Genomic DNA, 22,343 nt, shown 5'->3' with positions numbered 1-22,343 from the left:
AGGGTCGGGAAAGGGAAGGGGCGGCGGGGGCGGCCGCATCGGTCAACGGCTCCGCCGCGGTGGCTAGGAGGCGAACAGCCGTACCGGCCACGCGGCATGAACCTCCGCCCCGATCTCCAGCAGCGGCGCCGAAGCCGCCGGCAGCGCGTCGACCCCGGCCGTGGCGACGGCCGACCCCGCGACCACCGCCCGGTCGACCACCCGGTCCAGCTCCGGTGCCAGCCGGGCCAGCACCGCCGTCGCCTCGAACGGGTCCAGGCTCAGCAGCCGCACCACGGCCGTCGCCGGTCCGCTCACGCTTTCGTAGACCGAGCAGTACGCGGCGTCCGCCGCCCCGAGCCCGGCCGCCCGCGCGGTCAGCCCCAACACCACCGGTTGATGCGCCCCCTTGGGGAACTCCCGTGCCAGGGCGTCGAGTTCGGCGCTCGGCCAGGCCGCCCGGGCGGCCCGCATCAGCTGCCGGCCCAGCTTCCTGGCGGTCAGCCGAAGCGCCGGGGACGGGGTGCGGGCGTCCGCCGCCGCGTCCAGCTCCGCCGGATCCCCGCCGGCCGCGGCGGCGGCCGCCAGCGCGGCGGTCACCAGCCCCGTGGTGTGCAACCTCCCCCGGAGAAAGGCCTCCAGGCTCGTCGCGCCGGAGATCCGTCCCGCCTTGACGGCCTCCTCCGCCCCGCCGGAGTGCGCGTGTCCTCCGGCGGGGAAGCGGCCGTCGGCCAGGACGAGCAGTGCTGCCCTTGTCACATCGATGTCCTCAGAACCGGATCGGAACAGGATCAGAACAGGAAGTAGCGCTGCGCCATGGGCAGTTCGGCGGCCGGTGTCGCCTCGACCAGCTCCCCGTCGATGTGCACGGCGAAACTGTCGGGGTCGACCTGGACGCGCGGCCGGGCGTCGTTCTCCCGCATGTCCGCCTTGGTGACACCGCGCGTGGACTCGATGGCGACGAACTTCTTGCCCAGCTGCAGACGCTCCGGCAGTCCGTCCTCGATCGCGAGCGGCGCCACGAAGTTGAACGAGTTCGAGGCGGGTGCCCGGCCGATCGCGCCGTACATCGGACGCGGCAGGATCGGCTGCGGCGTCGGGATCGAGGCGTTGGCGTCGCCCATCTGCGCGTATGCGATCTGCCCGCCCTTGATCACGAGGTGCGGCTTGACGCCGAAGAATGCCGGCTCCCACAGCACCAGGTCGGCGAGCTTGCCGCCCTCGACCGAGCCGATCTCGCGGGCCAGGCCCTGCGCGAGCGCGGGGTTGATCGTGTACTTGGCGATGTAGCGGCGTACCCGGTGGTTGTCCGCCCGGCCGTCGCCCGGCAGGGAGCCCCTGCGCCGCTTCATGACGTGCGCCGTCTGCCAGGTCCGCAGGATGACCTCGCCGACCCGGCCCATGGCCTGCGCGTCGGAGGAGATGATCGAGATCGCCCCGAGGTCGTGCAGGACGTCCTCGGCGCCGATCGTCGACGGCCGGATCCTCGACTCGGCGAACGCCAGGTCCTCCGGGACCGCCGGGTTGAGGTGATGGCACACCATCAGCATGTCGAGGTGTTCCTCGGCGGTGTTCACGGTGTACGGCCGCGTCGGGTTCGTGGAGCTCGGCAGCACGTGCGGCTCGGAGACGACGGTCATGATGTCCGGCGCGTGTCCGCCGCCCGCACCCTCGGTGTGGTAGGCGTGGATGCCGCGGCCGGCGATCGCGGCGAGCGTGTCGCCCACGAACCCGGCCTCGTTGAGGGTGTCCGTGTGGATCGCGACCTGGATGCCCGTCCGGTCGGCGACGGTCAGCGAGGCGTCGATGACGGCCGGCGTCGAGCCCCAGTCCTCGTGCAGCTTCAGACCGAGCGCCCCGCCCCGGATCTGCGACAGCATCGCGTCCTGCGAGACGGTGTTGCCCTTGCCGAGGAAACCGATGTTCAGCGGGTACTGCTCCATCGCCTCCAGCATCCGCGCGAGGTGCCACGGGCCGGGCGTCACGGTGGTCGCCTTCGAGCCCTCGGCCGGCCCGGTGCCGCCGCCGACCAGCGTGGTGACACCGGCGGACAACGCCTCGTCGGCGATCTGCGGACAGATGAAGTGGACGTGGGCGTCGACCGCGCCGGCGGTCAGGATCCGTCCGTTGCCCGCGATGATCTCGGTCTCCGGGCCGATGACCAGGTCCGGGTGGACCCCGTCCATCGTGTCGGGGTTGCCGGCCTTGCCGATGCCGGTGATGCGCCCGTCGCGGATACCGACGTCGGCCTTCACCACACCCCAGTGGTCGACGACGACCGCGCCCGTGATGACGGTGTCGGGCGTGCCGTCCGCGCGCGTGGCGCGGGACTGTCCCATGGACTCACGGATGACCTTGCCGCCGCCGAAGACCGCCTCCTCACCGGCGAGTCCGGGGCCGCCGCAGCGGTCCTCCTCGATCTCGATCAGCAGGTCGGTGTCGGCGAGCCGGATGCGGTCGCCGGTCGTCGGGCCGAACAGGTCGGCGTACGCGGCACGCGAGATCTCAGGCATCGAGGGCACCTCCGGTCTCCCCGCGCAGACCGGGCACGACGCGGGCGCCGGCGAGGGGGACGAGTTCGACGTCGACGGGGATGCCGGGCTCGAAGCGCACGGCGGTGCCGGCGGCGACGTTCAGCCGCCGGCCGCGCGCGGCGACGCGGTCGAACTCCAGGCCGGGGTTGGCCTCGGCGAAGTGGTAGTGGGAGCCGACCTGGACGGGCCGGTCGGCGGCGTTGAGGACGGTGAGCCGGGTGACCTCGCGGCCCTCGTTGTAGACGACGGGGTCCGCGGCGAACAGGATCTCTCCGGGAATCATCGAGGCCCCCTCAGACGATCGGATCGTGGACGGTGACGAGCTTGGTGCCGTCCGGGAAGGTGGCCTCGACCTGGACGTCGTGGATCATCTCGGGGATGCCCTCCATGACGTCGTCGCGGGTGAGCAGCTTGCGGCCGGAGGACATGAGCTCGGCCACCGTGCGGCCGTCACGCGCGCCTTCGAGGATGTGCGCCGTGATGAGGGCCACGGCCTCCGGGTGGTTGAGCCTGAGCCCGCGGGCCCGGCGCTTCTCGGCGACGTCGGCCGCCACGTGGATCAGCAGCCTCTCCTGCTCGTGCGGGGTCAGTTGCACGTCCCACCTCACATCCTCGCTCCGGACCGTGCGGGGCCCGGTTGCCGCGGCCACGGGGAAAAGACCCTGGTGGCATGGATCGGCAGGCTAGTTGGACCGCATTTCGAGCAAGTTAACCGAGCTGTGATCGATTCAGGCCCCCGAAAGCGGCGGCGACACGCTCATCAACGCGCGCAGTCCGTCGCGCAGCACCTCGACCGGTGCGGGACCGTACAGCGACTGCTGGACGAGGAAGCCCAGCACGACGGCGATCATCGTGCGCGCCACGTCGTCCGGCGCCACGTCGGACCGCATCATCCCGGCCTCCTGGTAGGCGACGACGATCCGCCCCCACGCGTCGCGCACCCCCCGGTAGCCCTCGCTCAGGATCGCCGCCAGCTCCTCGTTGCGCAGCGTCTCCGTCCACACCTGGATCACCAGACGGGGGAAGGCCGGCCGGCCGTCGACGGTCAGGGACTCCTGGGTGGCGAGGACCCTGCGCAGGACCGAGGAGACGAGGTCGTCGGGGGTCGGCGGCGGGATGTGCCGGCTCTCCTCCTCGAAGCCCTCGCGGACCAGGCTCAGCACCTCGCCGACGATCGCGGCGATGAGCTCCTCCTTGCCGCTGAAGTAGCGGTACACCGCCCCGGCGGACAGGTCGGCCTCCTTCAGCACGTCCTGCATGGACGTGGCGTGGAAGCCGTTGCGGGCGAAGCAGATCGACGCGCCGTCGAGGATCTGCCGGCGGCGGGCGTCGAGGTGTGCCTGGGATACACGAGCCATGGTCCCAAACGTAGAACGAACATTCCTTCTTGACAAGGAGCCGGTTCCGGCGGGACGGTGTGGGCCAGCGGTAAAACGAACGATCCTTCTTTTTAGAGCCCCAGCCCCTACCGAGGCGGCCCCTACCGACCCGTTCCGCAACCCGCCCCGTCCGCACGCCGCCCCGTCCGCGCGCCGCCTCGTTCGCAGGCCCACCCGCCCGCACAACCACCTGCCCGCACACCGACCGCCCAGCGCCCACCGCCCGCCCGCAGCCCCACCCGTCCGACACGCCGTCCCGCACGCCTCCAGGGGGAGTCCCCATGTCCGCCACCCGGCGCCTGATCGCCGTCGTCCTGCTCGTCCCGACCGTCGCCGCCGTCGCCCTCTGGGCCTTCGCCTGGCCGGCCGCCCGCACCGCACCCCGCGACCTGCCGCTCGGCGTGGCCGGTCCGCCCGCCGCGACCGCGCAGCTGGAGAAGCAGCTGACCCGGCACGAGGGCGCCTTCGAGATCCACCACTACGCCGACGCGACGGCCGCCCGGGACGCCGTCGAGGACCGGACCGTATACGGCGCGGTGGTCGTCACCGCCGAGGGATCCGAACTGCTGACCGCCTCGGCCGCGAGCCCGCTCGTCGCCCAGCTGCTGCAGCAGGCGGTCGCGCAGCAGGCGGCGGCCTCCGGCACCCGGGTGGAGACGGTGGACGTGGTGGCGGCTCCGGCCGCCGACCCGCGCGGCTCGGCCCTCGGCGCGAGCGTGCTGCCGCTGGCCCTCGCCGGGATCGCGGCGGGCGCGCTGGTGTCCCTGCTGGGCCTGCGCGGGATCCGTGCCGTGATCGCACTGGTCGGCGCCGCCGCCCTGGTCGGGTCGGTCGCGGCGGCCCTGGCGCACAGCTGGCTCGGGGTGCTCACCGGCGACTGGTGGGCGGAGGCCGCGGTGCTGGGGCTCTCCACGCTCGCGGTGAGCGCGGCCGTGGCGGGCTGCGCCGCGCTGCTCGGCACGCCGGGCATCGGAGCCGTGTCGTTCGTGGTGATGTTCCTCGGGAATCCGTTCTCCGGGGCGGCGTCGGCGCCGCGGATGCTGCCGGAGCCGGTCGGGGTGATCGGCCAGTGGCTGCCGCCGGGTGCCGGTACGACCCTGTTGCGCTCGGTGTCGTTCTTCGACGGAGCGGCGGCGACCGGCCCCGCGCTCACGCTGGTCTGGTGGGCCGCGCTGGGCCTCGGGGCGGTGCTGCTGGGCGCCCAGCTGAAGCCGGGGCCGGCCCGGGCCGAGCCGACCACCGAGGCGCGGCGGTCGGCACTCGTCGCCTGACCGTCCCGTCGCCTGCCCCGCCCACAGGGCCGTGCACCTCCGGATCCGGGGATGCACGGCCTTTCGCGTGCCTACGACCGGCGCTTGCTGCCGGTGCTTGCCGCCGGTGCTCCCTACGACGGATCCGGTACTCCCTACGACGGATTCGGGCCCCGGTACTCCGCCGTGACCCCGAACCGGTGCTGTTCGCGGGGAGCGGACGCGACCTCGCGCACGGCGGTGACCGAGCTGATCACCGGCTCCTCCGCGACCTTGTCGAGTTCGTCGAGTCGCTCCAGGTCAGCGGCGGAGACGAGGGCGACGAGAGGCTTGCCGTGGCGTGTCACGACGACACGTTCACCGCCGTACACCACGCGGTTGATCAGGTCGGCGAGTTCAGCCCTGGCTTGCGTCACCGGAATCTCGTAGGCCATACCCCCATTCTAACGTCACGTACATCCTGTACATTTTTTACAGATCCCGTCGGACGTAGAAGGCGTCCGGCGGAGAAGGAGGGGCTCCGATGAACCGACCGTCCGCCCGCCATGTCCTGCCCGAGTTCACCGAGCGCACGAGCTTCGGGCACCGGACCATGGATCCGTACTCGAAGCTGCTGGAGGAACGGATCGTCTTCCTGGGGACGCGGATCGACGACATCTCGGCGAACGACGTGATGGCCCAGTTCATGTACCTCGAGCACAAGGACCCGGACCGGGACATCGCGCTGTACATCAACTCCCCCGGCGGCTCCTTCAGCGCGATGACGGCCCTCTACGACACGATCCGGTACGTCACCTGCGACGTGGAGACCACGTGCCTGGGTCAGGCGGGCTCGTCCGCGGCGGTGCTGCTGGCGGCGGGCACGCCGGGCAAGCGGTACGCACTGCCGGGCGCGCGGATGACGATCCGCCAGCCGTCCCTGCCCGAGCCCGTCCACGGACAGGCGAGCGACCTGGCGATCCAGGCCGAGGAGCTGGCCCGGACCCGCGCGAGCCTGGAGGAGATGCTCGTACGGCACACCGGGCGGACGCCGGAGCAGGTGACCGCGGACATCGAGCGGGACAGGTTCCTCACCGCCCAGGAGGCCGTGGAGTACGGCCTGGTGGACGGGATCATCCCCAGCCGCAAGGCCTCGGCCGGCACGCCCGGCGGGAGGTGAGCCGCCGATGGTGCCCGAGCTGCCGCCACTGCCCGCGCTGACCCGCGCGGAGGCCGAGCTGATCGACGGCTATCTCGACGTGGTCGACATGCTCGGCCGGATCAATCCCGCCCACCACGGCGACACCTACCGCGGACTGCGCGCCGCCCAGGCTCTGGTGACCAAGGCGACCGCGTTGCGCGACGCGCTGACGCTCATGCACCAGCGGGGCGAGAGCGAGCTGCACGCGCCGACGCTCGCGCGGGCTCTGCGCGTGCTGGACGGGGAGCGCCGCACCGCGCGTGTCACGCTGCCTCCGCTCTCCGACAGTTGACCCGAGCGACCCGCCTCCGGTCCGGACCGCTCGCGCCCAGGACGTGACGACCGGACCGGAGTTGAAACGGCCCAGAAGGCGTACCCCCGTTCGGCAGAGTGTCTACGGGTTCCCCGGACGCCCCGAAGTTGCGCAAATGGGGCGCTCCGCGGGCCGGACAGAGGGTGTCACCGCTGGTGGGAGCCCTTCGAGCGACTCGACACCTGATCCTCCATCAGAGTGTTCACCCGAACAGGTGAGTGGTGAGTAACCCCACAAATCCCCGGTTCCGTTGGGATTTTCGGACATCGGTGAGCCAAGATCCCTGACTGACGACAAGCCCCCGCCACAAGCGGCGGGGCGGTCCGGGCGGACGCCGAGTCCTGCCGCCGCCCGGATGACCGGTCGACAGGAGTGCATCGGCAGGAGTGGAGGACCCAAGCACGACGGGTCGCCGGAACGGTCACGCCATGACCGGGTCGAGCAGCCCTTGGGGTGAAGCCGCAGCAGCGGCCGGGCAACTTCGCCAGCCCGAATCCGACAGGTCATCCTTCACAGGCGGCTGACGAAGGGTTGCGCATGACTGCGCTCAATCGTGTCCCGTCGCTCATGGCCAGGGCCGGTACGGCCTCGGCTTTCGCCATCGCCGCCGTGGGCGGCTCGGTCGTGGTCCCGGGGCTCGCCCCCGACGCCGCGGCCGCCACACCGGCGACGAAGGCGCTCCAGATCGCGGCCTCCAAGAAGGGTGCACCGTACAAGTACGGTGCCACCGGGCCGAAGAGGTTCGACTGCTCCGGGCTCACGCTGTACTCGTTCAAGAAGGCGGGCAAGAGCCTGCCCCGGACGGCGTCCCAGCAGTACAACAAGACGAAGCACATCAAGGCGTCGAGCCGCAAGGCAGGCGACCTCGTGTTCTTCCACTCGGGCTCGAACGTGTACCACGTCGGGATCTACGCGGGTAAGGGCAAGATCTGGCACTCGCCGAAGACCGGCGAGGTGGTGAAGCTCCAGAAGATCTGGACCAAGAGCGTCTGGTACGGGCGGGTCCGCTAGGGCCTGCCCGGGGTCACGGGCTGGTTTCCCGGGGTGGTGGGGGCGTCCTGACGCGCCTTCACCGCCCCGGGAGCTCACCCTCCGCCGGGGCCGCCAGGGCACCGGCCACCGGCTCCGCCGCCGGGACGGCCCACGGGAGCTCGACGGTGACCGTCTTGCCGCCCTCCCGGGTGGGCCGCACTCTCAGCCTGCCGCCGCACTCCGCGGTCAGCCATCGAATGATCACCATGCCTCGGCCGTTGTCCTGCTGGACGGCGGCCGGCAGTCGTTTGGGGAAGCGCGGGTGGCTGTCGGTGACCCCGACGCGCAGGTGTTCGTCACGGTCGAGGGCCAGGTCCACCGTGAAGGTGGGTGACTGGCCGAAGGTGTGCTGTACGGCGTTGGTGGCGAGTTCCGAGACGATCAGCCGGACGGCGTCGGCCAGCTCCGCGTCCGCCGGCAGACCCCATTCCCCGAGGGCGCCTGCCACGAATACGCGAGCAGCGTAGACCGAGGCGGGATCGCTCGGCAGAGTGACGGATGCTTCCAGGTGATCTGCCATGGCGACGTCGACCCTTTCCCACGGGACCGGGAGCCCGACACGGTGCGGATGGTTCGAGTACGGTCCCGGACTGGTGCTTCTTCGCCAGACTGCCATTACCGCGCCGGTCACGGGTGGGATCCACCGAGATATGCATATATCTGTCGCCCAATGCGGTGAACTCTGCGACGGCAGAGCGTATTTGGTCGGCCCGATAGGAGTAAGGAGGAGCCCATGCAGCACGGTCCCGCGGTGCGCCGCCGGAAGCTTGGCGCCGAACTGCGCAATCTGCGCGCCCAGGCGGGCCTCACCAGTGGTGAGGCGGCCCGGCTCGTGGGCTGGCACCAGTCCAAGGTGAGCCGCATCGAGACCGGTATCAGTGGATCGAAACCGGCCGATGTGCGGTTACTCCTGGACGCCTATGGTGTCGCGGATCCGCAACTGCGAGAGCTGATGCTGGCGTTGGCGGGCGACGACGGCAGTGGCGGCCGGGACCACTGGTGGCACGCCTACCGCGGGGTGCTGCCGCCCACCTACCGGGACTTCATCAGTCTGGAGTCGCAGGCGAGTGCGATGCGCACCCTGGAGACGACGGTGGTACCGGGGCTGTTGCAGACACCCGAGTACGCGCGCGCGGTGACCAGGGCATCCGTGGAGGGCGGCGCCGAGGATCAGCTCGACACCCTGGTGGAGGTGCGGCTGGCCCGCCAGGACGTGTTGCGCGCGCAGCCGCCGCTGGAACTGAGCGCGGTACTGGACGAGGCGGTGCTGCGACGGGAGGTGGGCGGGCCCGAGGTGATGGCACGACAGCTCGGTCGGCTCGTGGAAGCGGCCCGATTGCCCCAAGTTCGGCTCCAGGTGCTGCCGTTCGCCGCCGGAGCGCATATCGGGGTAACCGGCCCTTTCGTTATCTTCTCATTTTCGCGCACTTCTGATCTGGATGTGGTTGTTCTCGACCACTTGACGAGTAGCCTCTATCTCGAACGGAAAGAAGACCTCCAGGCCTACACCGAGGCCTTCAACGCCCTTCGGGCGCACGCCCTTTCGCCCGGGGACTCATCGGATTACATCGCCGCGATAGCCGACGGCGCGTAAGGAGGCACCATGTCCGCACCACCGCGGAACGTACCTTCCAGTACCGATCCCGACCGTCTCCCTGATGTGCGGTGGCTGCGCAGCAGCTACAGCACGGGAGCGAACAACTGTGTGGAGACGGCCCGGCCGGCCTCCGGCCCCTGGGCCGGTCTGCTCGCCGTACGCGACTCCAAGGACCCGGCCGGACCCGCCCTGCTCTTCTCCCCCGAGAGCTGGTCGGGCTTCACTGCCGTGTTCTCGAGGGTCGCGCGGGTCCGCTGACCGCACCGGAGCAGTCAGAGGCGGTCCACGGCCGTGTCACGCCGACTCATGGTCGTGTCTCGCCGATCACCCGTACAGCGCGTTCCAGCTCGGCCCCGGAGAGGTCCGCACGCGCGGTCAGCCTGAGGCGTGAGATGCCGTCGGGCACGGAGGGAGGACGGAAGCAGCCCACGGCCAGGCCTGCCGACCGGCAGTCCGCCGCCCAGCGCACGGCCCCCTCCGGGGACGGCGCACGCACGGAGACGACCGCGGCGTCCGGACGCACCGCTGCCAGGCCCGCGGCCGTCAGGCGCGCGTGCAGCTCGCCCGCCACCGCACGCGCGCGTGCCGCGCGCAGGGGCTCCCGGCGCAGCAGCCTGAGGGCGGCCAGCGCCGCCCCCGCCGCCGCCGGGGCCAGGCCCGTGTCGAAGATGAACGTCCGGGCCGCGTTCACCAGATGCTCGATCACCCGCGCGGGACCCAGCACGGCGCCGCCCTGGCTGCCCAGCGACTTGGACAGCGTGACCGTGACGACGACGTCGTCGGCGCCCGCCAGACCGGACGCGTACGGAGCGCCCTGGCCGCCGTCCCCCAGCACACCGAGCCCGTGGGCGTCGTCGACGACCAGTCCGGCGCCGTACTCCCGGCAGGCGGCCGCCAGGGCGGCCAGCGGGGCGGCGTCGCCGTCGACGGAGAAGACCGTGTCGGAGACGGCCACGGCCGGGCCGTCGTGGGTGCCGAGCGCCTTGCGCACCGCGTCCGGGTCGGCGTGCCCGACGACCTGGGTGGTGCCGCGGGCAAGCCGGCAGCCGTCGATGAGCGAGGCGTGGTTGCCCGCGTCGGAGACGATCAGCGAGCCGTGCGGGGCCAGCGCGGTGACCGCGGCGAGGTTGGCCGCGTATCCGGAGGAGAAGACGAGGGCCGCCTCGAAGCCGCAGTGCTCGGCGAGCTCCCGCTCCAGCTCGCCGTGCAGCTCGGTGGTGCCCGTGACGAGCCGGGAGCCGGTGGCGCCGCCGCCCCAGGTCCTGGCGGCCGCCGCGGCCCCCTCCGTGACCTCGGGGTGGCGGGCGAGGCCCAGGTAGTCGTTGCTCGCCAGGTCGAGGAGCGGCGAGTCGGCCGGGCGGGGCCTCAGTGTCCGTACGAGTCCGGCCCGGCGCCGCAGCTCCGCCTGCTCGTCGATCCAGCCGAACGCCATGGGTCCTCCGGGCTTTTGTAGGTAGCGGACAGACACTAGCGGCCCGACCGCCCACCCACGGTGTGGCAATACCCACACGTCGAACCCGGTGTGTTGTGTGATCCCTACCTTGGCCCGGAGCGGGTGCGTAGGACAGGATCGGCTCTCATGGACCTGCTGAACACGCTGGTGGACAAGGGGCTTCGGCGCGAGCTGCCGACCCGCGAGGAAGCGTTGGCCGTGCTGGCCACTTCCGACGACGACGTGCTGGATGTGGTGGCCGCGGCCGGCCGGGTGCGCCGGCAGTGGTTCGGGCGACGGGTGAAACTCAACTACCTCGTCAACCTCAAGTCGGGGCTGTGCCCCGAGGACTGCTCCTACTGCTCCCAGCGGCTCGGCTCCACGGCCGGGATCCTGAAGTACACCTGGCTCAAGCCGGAAGAGGCCTCGCAGGCGGCGGCGGCCGGGCTGGCCGGCGGGGCCAAGCGGGTCTGTCTGGTGGCGTCCGGGCGTGGTCCGACGGACCGTGACGTCGACCGGGTCGCCGGGACCATCAAGGCGATCAAGGACCAGAACGAGGGCGTCGAGGTCTGCGCCTGTCTGGGCCTGCTCTCCGACGGCCAGGCCGAACGGCTGCGCGAGGCGGGCGCCGACGCCTACAACCACAACCTGAACACGTCCGAGGGCACGTACGGGGAGATCACGACCACGCACACGTACGCCGACCGGGTGGACACGGTGCAGAAGGCGCACGCGGCGGGTCTGTCGGCGTGCTCGGGTCTGATCGCCGGCATGGGCGAGTCCGACGAGGACCTGGTGGACGTCGTCTTCTCACTGCGCGAGCTGGACCCGGACTCCGTTCCGGTGAACTTCCTCATCCCGGTGGAGGGCACCCCGCTCGCCAAGGAGTGGAACCTCACCCCGCAGCGCTGTCTGCGCATCCTGGCGATGGTGCGGTTCGTCTGCCCGGACGTCGAGGTGCGCATCGCGGGCGGCCGCGAGGTCCATCTGCGCACGATGCAGCCGCTCGCCCTGCACCTGGCCAACTCGATCTTCCTGGGCGACTACCTCACGACCGAGGGCCAGGCCGGCAAGGCCGACCTGGAGATGATCGCGGACGCCGGATTCGAGGTGGAGGGCGCGGAACAGGTCACCCTGCCCGAGCACCGCGCGACGGCGGCCGGGGGCTGCGGTTCCCACGAGGGCGGTGGCTGCGGCTCGCACGAGGACTCCGGGTGCGGTTCGCACGGGGACGCGGGCTGCGGCTCGCACGCGGGCGGCGGTGTGTGCGGCTCCGCCCCGGCGTCGGCCCCGGCGTCGACTCCGGCCGCGGCCCCGGTCGCGGCGGTCGGCGAGGCCCGTACGGACCTGGTCGCCGTGCGCCGGCGTGGCGCCGGTACCGATCTCGCGCCCAATGCCTGAGCCGGACCGGCTCGGGGTGCCCGAGCTGCTGGAGCTCGACCGGCGCCATGTGTGGCATCCGTACGGTCCGATGCCCGGCAGGGTCGAACCGCTCGTCGTGGAGTCGGCGAGCGGGGTACGGCTGCGGCCGGCGGACGGCTCGGGCGACCTGGTCGACGGCATGGCGTCCTGGTGGTCGGCGATCCACGGCTACAACCACCCGGTGCTCAACGAGGCCGTGCGCGAGCAGCTGGGCCGGATGAGTCATGTGATGTTCGGCGGGCTCACCCACGAGCCCGCCGTACGGCTGGCGAAGCTCCTTGTCGACATGTCGCCCGACGGTCTGGAGCATGTGTTCCTCGCCGACTCCGGCTCGGTGTCGGTCGAGGTCGCGGTGAAGATGTGCCTCCAGTACTGGCGCTCGCTGGGCCGCCCGGCCAAGGGACGCCTGCTGACCTGGCGCGGCGGTTACCACGGCGACACCTGGCAGCCGATGTCCGTGTGCGATCCCGAGGGCGGGATGCACGACCTGTGGACCGGGGTGCTGCCCCGGCAGGTCTTCGTGGACCCGCCTCCGGTGGAGTTCGACGAGGCGTACGCCGACCTGTTGCGCGAGACGATCGAGCGGCACGCCGACGAACTGGCCGCGGTCATCGTGGAGCCGGTGGTGCAGGGCGCGGGCGGCATGCGGTTCCACTCCCCCGGCTATCTGCGGGTGCTGCGCGAGGCGTGCGACGCGCACGACGTGCTGCTGGTGTTCGACGAGATCGCGACCGGGTTCGGGCGCACGGGCGCGCTGTTCGCGGCGGAGCACGCCGCGGTGACACCGGATGTGATGTGCGTCGGCAAGGCGTTGACCGGCGGCTATCTGACGATGGCGGCGACGCTGTGCACGTCCCGGGTGGCCGACGGGATCTCGCGGGGCGTGGTGCCGGTGCTGGCCCACGGGCCGACGTTCATGGGCAACCCGCTCGCCGCGGCGGTCGCCTGTGCCTCGATCGAGCTGCTGCTCGGGCAGGACTGGCTCGCCGAGGTCAAACGGATCGAGTCGGGGCTGCGGGACGGCCTCGCCGCCGCGGCGGAGATCCCGGGTGTCCGGGACGTCCGGGTCCTCGGCGCGATCGGTGTCGTCCAGCTCGACCACCCGGTGGACATGGCGGCCGCCACCCGGGCCGCCGTGCGCGAGGGGGTCTGGCTGCGGCCGTTCCGCGACCTGATCTACACGATGCCGCCGTACGTCACCGGTGACGCGGACGTGGCACGGATCGCGCGCGCGGTGTGTGCCGCGGCGCGGGAGGGATGAACATGCCGATCCTGGTGATCACGGGGACGGGCACGGAGGTCGGCAAGACCGTCACGACGGCCGCGGTCGCCGCGTCGGCGCTCGCGGCGGGGCGGACGGTGGCCGTCCTCAAGGCCGCGCAGACCGGCGTACGGGCGGACGAGTCCGGGGACGCCGACGAGGTGGCCCGGCTCGCCGGCACGGTGACGACGGCCGAAGTGGCCCGCTATCCCGAGCCGTTGGCTCCGGCGACGGCGGCGCGCAGGGCGGGCCTGGCGGCGGTGCGGCCGCAGGACGTGGCGGAGGCGGCGCAGAAACTGGCCGCCGGGCACGACCTGGTGCTCGTCGAGGGGGCGGGCGGGCTGCTCGTACGGTTCGACGAGGCGGGCGGGACGCTGGCCGATGTGGCGCAGCTGCTGCGGGCGCCGGTGCTGGTGGTGGCCTCGGCGGGCCTCGGCACGCTGAACACGACGGAACTGACGGCTCGTGAACTGCGGGGTCGGGGCGTGGAGTTGCTGGGGGTCGTGATCGGCAGCTGGCCCGACTCCCCCGATCTCGCCTCGCGTTGCAATGTCGCGGATCTTCCGGAGGTGGCCGGGGCCCCGCTGCTGGGGGCGCTTCCGTCGGGCGCCGGCGCTCTCACGCCCGTCGATTTCCGTACCGTGGCGCCCGGTTGGCTGGCGCCGCGGCTGGACGGGACGTGGGAGGCGGAGGCCTTCCGGCAGCGGACCGGTTCCGGGGTCTAGCCGCTGTCCGCGTCCGCGAGCAGCCGGACGAGTTCGATGCGGGAGCGGATGCCGAGGCGGGTGAAGACGCCTCGCAGATGGTGGTCGATGGTGCGGGGGCTGAGGGCGAGGCGGGCGGCGATCTCGCGGTTCGTGGCGCCGTCCGCCGCCATCCGGGCGACCAGGAGTTGCTGGGCGGTCAGGTGGACCGTCGGGCGCCGGTCGCCGCGGGTGGGGGCCGCGGGGGCGCCCAGCGCACGCAGCTCGGCGCGGGCGCTCTCGGCGCAGTGCGGGGCGTCGAAGGACTCGAACGCCTCCATCGCGCTGTGCAGCCGGTCGCGGGCCTCGGCGCGGCGGCGCAGCCTGCGCAGCGCACTACCGAACAGCAGTTCGGTGCGGGCCCGTTCGAAGGCTCGGGTCCCTTCGGCGTGCAGCCGCAGGGCCGTGCGGTAGTGCTCGACGGCGTCGGCGCCCGGCGTGAGCAGGGCTTGGCAGCGGGCGCTGAGAGCCAGGTCGTCGGCGCTGCCGACGGCGCGGGCCCAACGGTCGTAGTCGGCGTGCGCGGCGCGCGCCACGCGGGTCTCGCCGGTGCGGACGGCGGCCTCGACATAGTGCGGGGTGGCCAGGTGGCGGATGGCCCGGTGGCCGTGGCCCGGACCCGAGGCGGCGAGGGCACGCAGCCGGGCCGCGGCGGCGTCGAAGCGGCCGGAGCCCAGGTCGAGGAAGGCGAGCGCCCACTGCGCCAGGGCGGCGGGCAGGCCCAGGGCGTGGGCGAGGGCGTAGGAGCGGGCGGCCGCGGCCCGCTCCCGGCACAGGGCCTCGTCGCCGGTGAGCGCGGCGAACATCGCGAGGGCGGCCTGCAGATGGCAGGCGCCGTTGTCCTGTCCGGTGGCGTACGCCTGCCGCAGGGCGTCCAGTGCGGCGGCCTCGGCGGCGCGTGGGCGGCCGGTCCAGAAGTCGGCGTAGGCACGGAACTCCATGGCCTGGGACACGGCGGCGGTGACGCCCCGGGCGCGGGCCGCGGCGGCCGCCCGGACCGTGGCGGTGGCGGCGCGGGTGTGGTCGCCGAGCATCAGGGCGGCGATCCCCGCGTGCAGGAGGAGGGTGGGGTCACCGCCCGGGCCGCACCGTCCGGCGGTGGCCTCCAGCAGGTTGCGCGCGTCCTCGTACCGCCCGTCGACGGCCGCGGCGATCCCGCCGAGCACACCGGGCGGGTCGATGCCCGACTGCCCTGCGACGAGGGCCGCTTCACGGCATCGACGCAGATCGCCGGTGTAGACGGCCGCTTCGGCGGCTCGGGCCAGGAGGTGGGCGACGGGGGCGGCGGGGGCTGAACCCGCCGCCTCGCCGGACTCGTGCGGGGCGACCGGCTCGTGCGAGGCGCCCGGGGAGGTGACGGAGGAGGCGACGGGGAAGGCGCCGGGGGAGGCCGTGGAGCCGTCCCGTCCCGGGGGCGGGTCACCGGGCGCGGGCCGCGCCCCGGCCGCCCGTACCGCCCCGGCCAGCAGCGCGTCGAACGCCTCCCCCGCGTGCCCGGTCCGCAGGGCGAGGATGCCGGTGAGGGCGTCGGCGTCGGTGCGGGCGGCGAGGGCGCGGGACCGGTCGCCGTCACCGCGGTGCCAGGCGTCGGCCGCCGCGTGGGCGAGGAGCCGGGACCTTTCGCCCGGGTCCGTGCAGAGCGCGGCGGCGCGTTCGGCGAGGGCGCCCGAGCGCGCCGGGTCACCGGCGGCGCGCGCCCTGGCGGCGGCCGCCGTGAGTTCCGCGGCGAGCCGCGCGCTGGGCCCGAGTGCGCCCGCGCCCCGGTGCCAGGACCGCCGGGGCGTCTCCGCCGCGCCGTGCAGGACGCGGGCGAGCAACCGGTGGGCGTCGCGCCGGTCGGCAGGGGCGGCCGTCTCGTACGCGGCGATCCGGGTCCAGGCGTCGCGGAAGCCGACCCCGCCGGCCGTGGCGTGGGCGATCCCGGCCGCCTCCGCCGCTTCGAGGGGCCGGGTGTCGAGGCGGGCGGCGGCGACGGCCCGCAGGAAGGCGTGGGTGGCCACCGGGTACTGGTCGGCGGCCGCCAGCAGGAGCACCAGCCGGGTGCCGTCGGGCAGCGCGCGGATCTCGTGGCGGTGGGCGCGCAGCGTCTCGGGGGCGAGGTCGGCGGGCTCGGCCGGCAGCGGGTCGAGGCCGGCCGCCTGCCGTTCGGTCAGCCGCGCGACGAGTTCGGCGGCGGCACGCGGGTCGCCGTATACGAGGCGCAGCACGCGCACGCGGACGCCTTCGGACAGCGCCGGGGCCGGGCGCGGGCCCGCGTCCGGCGGCGCCGGTGGCGAAGTGCGGTCCGTAGACGGGGGGTTCACTCGTGTCACCACACAAGTGACGTTACTGGCGGGTTACTTGAACCGTAAAGACTGGCGATTTCACCGATGCGGCGCGCGTAGACCCGCCGGACACTCCTGGCAACCCCACACGTTTCAGGAGGCATCATGCAGCGCCACAAGCGTCGCATCGCCGCGGCTTTCTCGGCCGTGGTCTCTTCGCTCCTTCTGTCACTCTCGTTCTCCGCCCCCACAGCCCACGCCGCGACCCACAATCCGATCGTCTTCGTGCACGGCATCAGCAGTTCCTCCAGCAGCTGGGACGACTGGGTCGCGGACTTCAAGGCCGACGGCTACACGGCCGCCGAACTGGACGCCTGGACCTACAGCTGGTCCCAGTCGAACGCCACGACCGCCTCCCAACTGGCCACCGAGATCAAGAACGTGCTGGCGAGAACCGGTGCGTCCAAGGTCGACGTCGTCATCCACTCCATGGGCGCGCTCAGCTCCCGCTACTACCTCAAGAACCTCGGCGGCACCGCGTACGTGGACGACTTCGTCTCCGTCGCGGGCACCAACCACGGGACGTCGGTCGCCTCGTGGTGCAGCTGGCTCTACACCTCCTGCGCCGAGATGGTCACCGGCAGTTCGTTCCTCACCGCGCTCAACTCCGGTGACGAGACCCCGGGCAGCGTGAGCTACGCGACCTACTGGTCGAACTGCGACTCGGCCATCGACCCGGACTCCTCGGCGCTGCTGAGCGGGGCCACCAACGTCGGCGTCGGATGCATCTCGCACACGGACATCAACAACGACTCCGGGGTGTACGAGCAGGTGCGCGACTTCATCCAATAGACGGTCGGACGAGCGAGCAGCGCGACAGCGTGGGTGCGGCGGGCCTGCACGGGGGAGAATCCCGGTAGGCCCGTCCTGCCCGGGAGGTCGCCATGCCCCTGCGCTCCAGCGGCTCCGCCGAGGTGCCCGGTGACGCCGTCCACCACCCGTTGTTCGCCCGGTTCTACGCCCGGCTCGGCACGGCCGCCGAGACCCGCGGCGGCCTGGCCCCCGTACGCGATCAGCTGCTCGCGGGGCTGTCCGGCCGGATCATCGAGATCGGCGCGGGCAACGGACTGAATTTCGCGCACTACCCGGCCGCCGTCTCGGAGGTCGTCGCGATCGAGCCGGAGCGCCACCTGCGCACGCTGGCGCTGGAAGCGGCCCGGCGCGCGGAGGTGCCGGTCGATGTCGTGCCGGCCGTGGCGGAAGCGCTGCCGGTGAAGAGCGAGGCCTTCGACGGAGCGGTGCTCTCGCTGGTGCTGTGCAGTGTGCGGGACGTGCCCCGCGCGCTCGGGGAGCTGCGGCGGGTGCTGCGGCCCGGCGGTGAACTGAGGTTCTTCGAGCACGGTCCCGGCGGTGGTCCGGCGATGCGGTTCACCCAGCGCGCGCTGGACCGCACGGTGTGGCCGACCCTGGCCGGCGGCTGTCACCTCACCCGGGACACCCTCGACGCCCTGCGCGAGGCAGGGTTCGAGGTCGGCCCGTACCGTCGGCTGACCGTGCCGGAGAAGGGCCCTCGGTCCCCCGCCTCGTACTGCGTTCTAGGGAGAGCCCGGCGCCCCTCATAGGCTCCACTGGCGCAGTTCCCGCGCGATGTCGGACACCGACGCCTCCCCGGTCTTGACCAGCCTGGCCAGGTCGCGGACCTGTTCGGGCGAGGTGGCGACCTTCAGACCGCTGGCGACGAGATACGCGTAGGCGACGGCGCAGGCGAACAGGGCGTTGGAGCGCTCCAGCGCGGGGACGTGGATGAGGAGCTGGAGCAGCGCCGCGGCGCGGGCCGGCGCGTCGTCGTAGACGGGGACGTCGAATATCTCGGCCTGGTGGCGCGCCACGGCCGCCACCAGTGCCCCCCAGTCGGTGACCTGGGGGTCCCCCGGGGTCTTCTGTTCGGCGAGCATGAGAAGCCAGGCGAGATCGATGCGGAGGTCGCTCAAGGGATCAGCGGCGACCTTCGCGCGTGCCGCCCTCGCGGTCGGCGCCGAACTCTTCCGCGAACACGGCCTCGTACTGCTTCATGAAGTCGCTGGCGGCCTCGACGAACGTGTGGCCGACTTCGCCGGCGTCCTGTCTGACCAGCTCTTCTATATAGCGGTTGACGCTCATGCCGCGGGCCGTGGCGCGCTCGCGGGCGGCGCGGGCCGTGCCCTCGTCGACGCGTACGTTCAGCTGGGTCTTCGCCATACCTCGACGCTAGCGTCGTGCTGCTAGCAACGGCAAGGGCGGCCGGGAGGTGAAAAGGGATACCGGGTGTGCGCCGGGTCACACTACGCTCGGCCGGGCAGACACATCACCAAGCGATCGGCACGTCCACACGAGCGAGGAGACAGCCTTGTCCACACCTGCTGCGGAGCACGCCCCCGGCCTGGCCTCGGCCGGCGGGATCGCGGCCCGCGCCCGCGGTCTGACCAAGGCGTACGGCTCGGGCGAGACCACGGTGCTCGCCCTGGACGCGGTGGACGTGGACATCGCGCGCGGCCGCTTCACCGCCGTCATGGGCCCGTCCGGTTCCGGCAAGTCGACCCTGATGCACTGCCTGGCGGGCCTCGACACGGTGTCGGCCGGTCAGGTGTGGATCGGCGACACCGAGATCACGGGACTGAAGGACCGGGAGCTGACCCGGCTGCGACGGGACCGGATCGGGTTCATGTTCCAGTCGTTCAACCTGATCCCGACGCTGAACGCCGCCGAGAACATCACCCTGCCCATGGACATCGCGGGGCAGAAGCCCGACCAGAAGTGGCTGGACCAGGTGATCGACACGCTCGGCCTGCGGGACCGGCTGAAGCACCGGCCGTCGCAGCTGTCCGGCGGCCAGCAGCAGCGCGTGGCCTGCGCCCGGGCACTCGCCTCCCGCCCCGAGCTGATCTTCGCCGACGAGCCGACCGGCAACCTGGACTCGCGCGCCGGGCTCGAGGTCCTCGCGTTCCTGCGGGAGGCCGTCGACCAGCTGGGGCAGACCGTCGTCATGGTCACCCATGACCCGGGTGCCGCCGCCCACTCCGACCTGGTGCTCTTCCTCGCGGACGGGCGGATCGTGGACGAGATGGAGCGGCCGACGGCGGACGCGGTGCTGGAACGCATGAAGCGCTTCGACGTGAGCCGCGCCCAGTCCGACGGCGAGAGCGGCGACGTCGGCATCCCGGCCACCGACGCCCACGGCACCGCCCACGGCACCGACGCCAAGGAGAAGTGATCCGGTGCTGAAAGCAACCCTCAGAAGTTTCCTCGCGCACAAGGGACGGCTGCTGCTGTCCGCGCTCGCCGTCGTCCTGTCGGTGGCGTTCGTCTCGGGCAGCCTGATCTTCTCCGACACGGTCACCCGCACCTTCGACCGGCTCTTCGCGTCCACGTCGGCGGATGTGACGGTCGAGCCCAGCGACGACCTGAAGGCGTCCGTGCCGACCGGCGCGGTGCAGACCGTGCCCGCCTCCCTCGCCGAAAAGGTGGCCCGCGTCGACGGGGTCGCGTCGACCCACGCGGACGTGAGCGTGGAGAACATCACGGTCGTGGACGGCGAGAACAAGTCCGTCGGGCCGACCACCGGCGCGCCGACCATCGCCACCGACTGGTACGTCACCGACCGCAGCCCGGTGAAGCTGACCTCCGGCCACGCCCCGCAGGGCGCGGGCGAGGCCATGCTCGACGCCGACACCGCCGACAAGAAGCACGTGAAGATCGGCGACACCCTCACCGTGATGGCCCAGCCGGGCTCGTTCAAGGTGAAGATCGTCGGCATCGCCACGTTCACCACCACCAACCCGGGCGCGGCCCTGGTCTTCCTCGACCCCGCGACCGCCGCCACCCAGCTCCTGGGGTCGCCGGACAAGGCCACGAGCATCTCCGTCGACGCGGCGAAGGGGGTGAGCGACCCGGTCCTCGAACGGCGCGTCAGCTCCGCGGTCGGTGCCGGACCCTACGACGTGAAGACGGCGGACGAGCAGGCGAAGTCGTCGGCGGAGGCGCTGGGCGGGTTCCTCGACGTGATCAAGTACGTGATGCTCGGCTTCGCCGGGATCGCCGTCCTGGTCGGTGTGTTCCTGATCGTCAACACGTTCTCGATGCTGATCGCCCAGCGCACGCGCGAGCTGGGCCTGCTGCGCGCCCTGGGCGCCGACCGCCGTCAGGTGCGCCGCTCGGTGCTCACCGAGGCGGTGCTGCTCGGTGTCGTGGGCTCCACGGTCGGCCTCGCCGCCGGTATCGGTCTGGCGGCCGGGCTGATCAAGCTCATGAGCGCGTTCGGCATGAACCTGAAGACCACGGAGATGGTCGTCGGCTGGGCGACCCCGGTGTCGGCGTACGTCGTCGGCGTCGGCGTCACCTTCGTGGCGGCCTACCTCCCGGCCCGGCGCGCCGCGACCGTGTCGCCGATGGCGGCCCTCGCGGACGCGGACATCGCCGGGGTGGGGCGGCCGCTGAAGGTGCGCGCGGTGGTCGGCGCGGTCGTCGGCGCGCTGGGCGTGGCGGCGCTCGCCGGCTGTGTGAGCTCCTCGAAGACGGCGTCCGCGGCGTCCCTGCTGGGCCTGGGTGTCGTGCTCACGCTCATCGCCACCGTCATCGCGGGGCCGCTGCTGGTCCGCCCGGTGATCCGCGTGCTCGGCGGCGCCTTCCCCGCGCTGTTCGGCTCGGTGGGCCGGATGAGCCAGCGCAACGCCCTGCGCAACCCGCGCCGTACCGGCGCCACGGCGGCCGCGTTGATGGTGGGTCTCGCCCTGGTCGGCGGGATGTCGGTGGCCAGCGCGTCGATGTCCAAGTCCTTCGACGAGCAGATCGACAAGACGCTGGGCGCCGACTTCGTCGTCCAGAACGCCAACTTCACGCCGTTCTCCCAAGAGGTCACGGACGCGGTGCGCGACACCGAGGGTGTCGGCCTGGTCGTACGGCAGCGGTTCGCGCCGCTCGCCGTACGGCTGCCCGACGGCAAGCGCGTCGAGACGACCGCCTCCGGCTACGACGACCGGGTCGACGACGTCGCGCACATCACCTACGCGCAGGGCGACACGGCGGCCGCGCTGGCCGACGGCGCCATCGGCATGGACGTCGACTTCGCCAAGGACCACGGGGTACGGCTGGGCAGTGTGCTGCCGGTGGAGTTCCCCGGGAAGCGGACCACGTCGCTGAAGGTCGGCGCGCTCACCGACCAGGACGGCGGCGACGGGTTCGGCATGCAGGGCGGGCTGTTCCTCGGGATCGCCACCGTCGAGAAGTACGTGCCCGGCGGGCAGGACTCGGCGCTGTACGTGAACGCGGCCTCCGGGACCGGCGGCGACCAGCTGCGGCCCCGCCTGGAGAAGACGCTCGACGCCTATCCGCAGGTACAGGCGCGTGACCAGGCCGACTACAAGAAGCTGGTGCACGACCAGATCGCCGTGCTGCTCTACCTGGTGTACGCCCTGCTCGGGCTCGCGATCGTCATCGCGGTGCTCGGTGTGGTCAACACCCTGGCGCTGTCGGTGGTGGAGCGGACCCGGGAGATCGGGCTGCTGCGCGCCATCGGGCTGGGCCGGCGGCAGTTGCGCCGGATGATCCGGCTGGAGTCGGTGGTGATCGCGGTCTTCGGCGCGGTGCTGGGCCTGGCGCTCGGGCTGGTGTGGGGCGTGTGCATACAGCAGGTGCTGGAGTTGCAGGGCATGAAGGCCCTCGCCGTCCCGTGGGGCACGATAGTCGCGGTCGTGGTGGGCTCCGCGGTCGTCGGTGTCGTGGCGGCCCTGCTGCCCGCGCTGCGCGCCTCGCGGATGAACGTACTGGCCGCGATCGCGCACGAGTGACACGGAGGCGATCACGGGCGCGAACGCCTCCGGGGGTTCCCGCCCGTGATCGCCGGGCCGTGTGCGCCGAGCGGCGGTCCGGGGACGGGCCGAATGCCGTCGGGGTACCGGCCCCCTGCCCTCCGGGGAGCGGCC

Annotated in this window: 24 protein-coding genes and 1 riboswitch; of the genes, 13 read left to right on the top strand and 11 right to left on the bottom strand. The window is 72.4% G+C overall.

Annotated elements, in window-relative coordinates; genetic code table 11:
* Positions 1–63: 63 nt before the first annotated feature.
* The 5 genes from OG933_RS36685 to OG933_RS36665 all read right to left on the bottom strand — a co-directional run bounded on the left by OG933_RS36685 (position 64) and on the right by OG933_RS36665 (position 3,871).
* Complete coding sequence (locus OG933_RS36685; protein WP_405631195.1) at positions 64–738, bottom strand: urease accessory protein UreF; 675 nt, start codon at positions 736–738, stop codon at positions 64–66.
* Between the two features lie 32 nt (positions 739–770).
* Positions 771–2,492: an urease subunit alpha gene (locus tag OG933_RS36680; protein WP_314219494.1), complete on the bottom strand. Its 1,722-nt coding sequence runs from the start codon at positions 2,490–2,492 to the stop codon at positions 771–773.
* Entirely contained in the window at positions 2,485–2,796 is a 312-nt protein-coding gene (locus OG933_RS36675) for an urease subunit beta (RefSeq protein WP_405631190.1), read from the bottom strand. Before OG933_RS36675 ends, OG933_RS36680 begins: the two co-directional genes overlap by 8 nt.
* A 10-nt stretch (positions 2,797–2,806) precedes the next feature.
* The gene (locus tag OG933_RS36670) at positions 2,807–3,109 is read right to left on the bottom strand and encodes an urease subunit gamma (RefSeq protein ID WP_028807144.1); all 303 of its coding nucleotides are present in this window, start codon (positions 3,107–3,109) and stop codon (positions 2,807–2,809) included.
* 132 nt (positions 3,110–3,241) lie between these two features.
* Complete coding sequence (locus tag OG933_RS36665; RefSeq protein ID WP_362527373.1) at positions 3,242–3,871, bottom strand: TetR/AcrR family transcriptional regulator; 630 nt, start codon at positions 3,869–3,871, stop codon at positions 3,242–3,244.
* Positions 3,872–4,173: 302 nt separating this feature from the next.
* On the opposite strand from OG933_RS36665, the gene OG933_RS36660 reads away from it, so the two are divergent.
* Positions 4,174–5,163, top strand: a complete 990-nt coding sequence (locus tag OG933_RS36660; RefSeq protein ID WP_362527371.1) for an ABC transporter permease — start codon at positions 4,174–4,176, stop codon at positions 5,161–5,163.
* Between the two features lie 134 nt (positions 5,164–5,297).
* Here OG933_RS36660 and OG933_RS36655 read toward each other — a convergent pair whose 3' ends face one another.
* Positions 5,298–5,576, bottom strand: coding sequence for a type II toxin-antitoxin system Phd/YefM family antitoxin (locus OG933_RS36655; RefSeq protein WP_362527369.1), 279 nt, complete (start codon positions 5,574–5,576; stop codon positions 5,298–5,300).
* A gap of 89 nt (positions 5,577–5,665) precedes the next feature.
* On the opposite strand from OG933_RS36655, the gene OG933_RS36650 reads away from it, so the two are divergent.
* The 3 genes from OG933_RS36650 to OG933_RS36640 all read left to right on the top strand — a co-directional run bounded on the left by OG933_RS36650 (position 5,666) and on the right by OG933_RS36640 (position 7,646).
* Positions 5,666–6,301: an ATP-dependent Clp protease proteolytic subunit gene (locus OG933_RS36650; RefSeq protein ID WP_362527367.1), complete on the top strand. Its 636-nt coding sequence runs from the start codon at positions 5,666–5,668 to the stop codon at positions 6,299–6,301.
* A 7-nt stretch (positions 6,302–6,308) separates the two neighbouring features.
* A complete protein-coding gene (locus OG933_RS36645; protein WP_142269183.1) occupies positions 6,309–6,614 on the top strand; it encodes a hypothetical protein in 306 nt (101 codons plus the stop codon).
* Between the two features lie 343 nt (positions 6,615–6,957).
* A riboswitch (cyclic di-AMP (ydaO/yuaA leader) is annotated at positions 6,958–7,169 on the top strand.
* Positions 7,170–7,172: 3 nt separating this feature from the next.
* The gene (locus tag OG933_RS36640; RefSeq protein WP_362271599.1) at positions 7,173–7,646 is read left to right on the top strand and encodes a C40 family peptidase; all 474 of its coding nucleotides are present in this window, start codon (positions 7,173–7,175) and stop codon (positions 7,644–7,646) included.
* 58 nt (positions 7,647–7,704) lie between these two features.
* Here the strand turns inward: OG933_RS36640 and OG933_RS36635 are convergent, their stop codons facing one another.
* Positions 7,705–8,187 (bottom strand): ATP-binding protein, encoded by a 483-nt coding sequence (locus tag OG933_RS36635; protein WP_362527365.1) that lies wholly within the window; start codon positions 8,185–8,187, stop codon positions 7,705–7,707.
* 213 nt (positions 8,188–8,400) lie between these two features.
* Here OG933_RS36635 and OG933_RS36630 point away from each other — a divergent pair, with 213 nt between their 5' ends.
* Both OG933_RS36630 and OG933_RS36625 read left to right on the top strand, forming a co-directional pair.
* Entirely contained in the window at positions 8,401–9,261 is an 861-nt protein-coding gene (locus OG933_RS36630) for a helix-turn-helix transcriptional regulator (RefSeq protein WP_362527362.1), read from the top strand.
* A gap of 9 nt (positions 9,262–9,270) precedes the next feature.
* Entirely contained in the window at positions 9,271–9,522 is a 252-nt protein-coding gene (locus tag OG933_RS36625) for a DUF397 domain-containing protein (protein ID WP_362527360.1), read from the top strand.
* A 46-nt stretch (positions 9,523–9,568) separates the two neighbouring features.
* Here the strand turns inward: OG933_RS36625 and OG933_RS36620 are convergent, their stop codons facing one another.
* On the bottom strand, positions 9,569–10,696 hold the full coding sequence (locus OG933_RS36620; RefSeq protein ID WP_362527357.1) for an 8-amino-7-oxononanoate synthase: 1,128 nt from the start codon (positions 10,694–10,696) through the stop codon (positions 9,569–9,571).
* Positions 10,697–10,843: 147 nt separating this feature from the next.
* Here OG933_RS36620 and bioB point away from each other — a divergent pair, with 147 nt between their 5' ends.
* The 3 genes from bioB to bioD are packed head-to-tail and all read left to right on the top strand — an operon-like array spanning position 10,844 to position 14,104.
* Positions 10,844–12,097, top strand: coding sequence for a biotin synthase BioB (bioB, locus tag OG933_RS36615; protein ID WP_405631182.1), 1,254 nt, complete (start codon positions 10,844–10,846; stop codon positions 12,095–12,097).
* Positions 12,090–13,379, top strand: a complete 1,290-nt coding sequence (locus tag OG933_RS36610; protein ID WP_405631180.1) for an adenosylmethionine--8-amino-7-oxononanoate transaminase — start codon at positions 12,090–12,092, stop codon at positions 13,377–13,379. Before bioB ends, OG933_RS36610 begins: the two co-directional genes overlap by 8 nt.
* Positions 13,380–13,381: 2 nt before the next feature.
* Positions 13,382–14,104, top strand: coding sequence for a dethiobiotin synthase (bioD, locus tag OG933_RS36605; protein ID WP_405633613.1), 723 nt, complete (start codon positions 13,382–13,384; stop codon positions 14,102–14,104).
* Here the strand turns inward: bioD and OG933_RS36600 are convergent.
* On the bottom strand, positions 14,101–16,437 hold the full coding sequence (locus tag OG933_RS36600; RefSeq protein ID WP_405631177.1) for a LuxR C-terminal-related transcriptional regulator: 2,337 nt from the start codon (positions 16,435–16,437) through the stop codon (positions 14,101–14,103). The genes bioD and OG933_RS36600 overlap by 4 nt on opposite strands.
* A 114-nt stretch (positions 16,438–16,551) precedes the next feature.
* On the opposite strand from OG933_RS36600, the gene OG933_RS36595 reads away from it, so the two are divergent.
* A complete protein-coding gene (locus tag OG933_RS36595; RefSeq protein ID WP_405631175.1) occupies positions 16,552–17,238 on the top strand; it encodes an esterase/lipase family protein in 687 nt (228 codons plus the stop codon).
* A gap of 92 nt (positions 17,239–17,330) precedes the next feature.
* The gene (locus OG933_RS36590) at positions 17,331–18,008 is read left to right on the top strand and encodes a methyltransferase domain-containing protein (protein ID WP_362527348.1); all 678 of its coding nucleotides are present in this window, start codon (positions 17,331–17,333) and stop codon (positions 18,006–18,008) included.
* Here OG933_RS36590 and OG933_RS36585 read toward each other — a convergent pair.
* Together OG933_RS36585 and OG933_RS36580 are read right to left on the bottom strand one after the other, a co-directional pair.
* The gene (locus OG933_RS36585; protein WP_267023653.1) at positions 18,003–18,377 is read right to left on the bottom strand and encodes a fic family toxin-antitoxin system, toxin component; all 375 of its coding nucleotides are present in this window, start codon (positions 18,375–18,377) and stop codon (positions 18,003–18,005) included. The genes OG933_RS36590 and OG933_RS36585 overlap by 6 nt on opposite strands.
* A gap of 4 nt (positions 18,378–18,381) precedes the next feature.
* A complete protein-coding gene (locus tag OG933_RS36580; protein ID WP_020131652.1) occupies positions 18,382–18,624 on the bottom strand; it encodes a hypothetical protein in 243 nt (80 codons plus the stop codon).
* Positions 18,625–18,772: 148 nt separating this feature from the next.
* Here OG933_RS36580 and OG933_RS36575 point away from each other — a divergent pair, with 148 nt between their 5' ends.
* Together OG933_RS36575 and OG933_RS36570 are read left to right on the top strand one after the other, a co-directional pair.
* The gene (locus OG933_RS36575) at positions 18,773–19,636 is read left to right on the top strand and encodes an ABC transporter ATP-binding protein (protein ID WP_362527346.1); all 864 of its coding nucleotides are present in this window, start codon (positions 18,773–18,775) and stop codon (positions 19,634–19,636) included.
* A gap of 4 nt (positions 19,637–19,640) precedes the next feature.
* Complete coding sequence (locus OG933_RS36570; RefSeq protein ID WP_405631172.1) at positions 19,641–22,208, top strand: ABC transporter permease; 2,568 nt, start codon at positions 19,641–19,643, stop codon at positions 22,206–22,208.
* Positions 22,209–22,343: the final 135 nt, after the last annotated feature.

This window comes from Streptomyces sp. NBC_00016 (assembly GCF_045040885.1).
Classification (GTDB): domain Bacteria; phylum Actinomycetota; class Actinomycetes; order Streptomycetales; family Streptomycetaceae; genus Streptomyces; species Streptomyces coriariae.
This window is presented reverse-complemented; position numbering and strand designations above follow the sequence as displayed.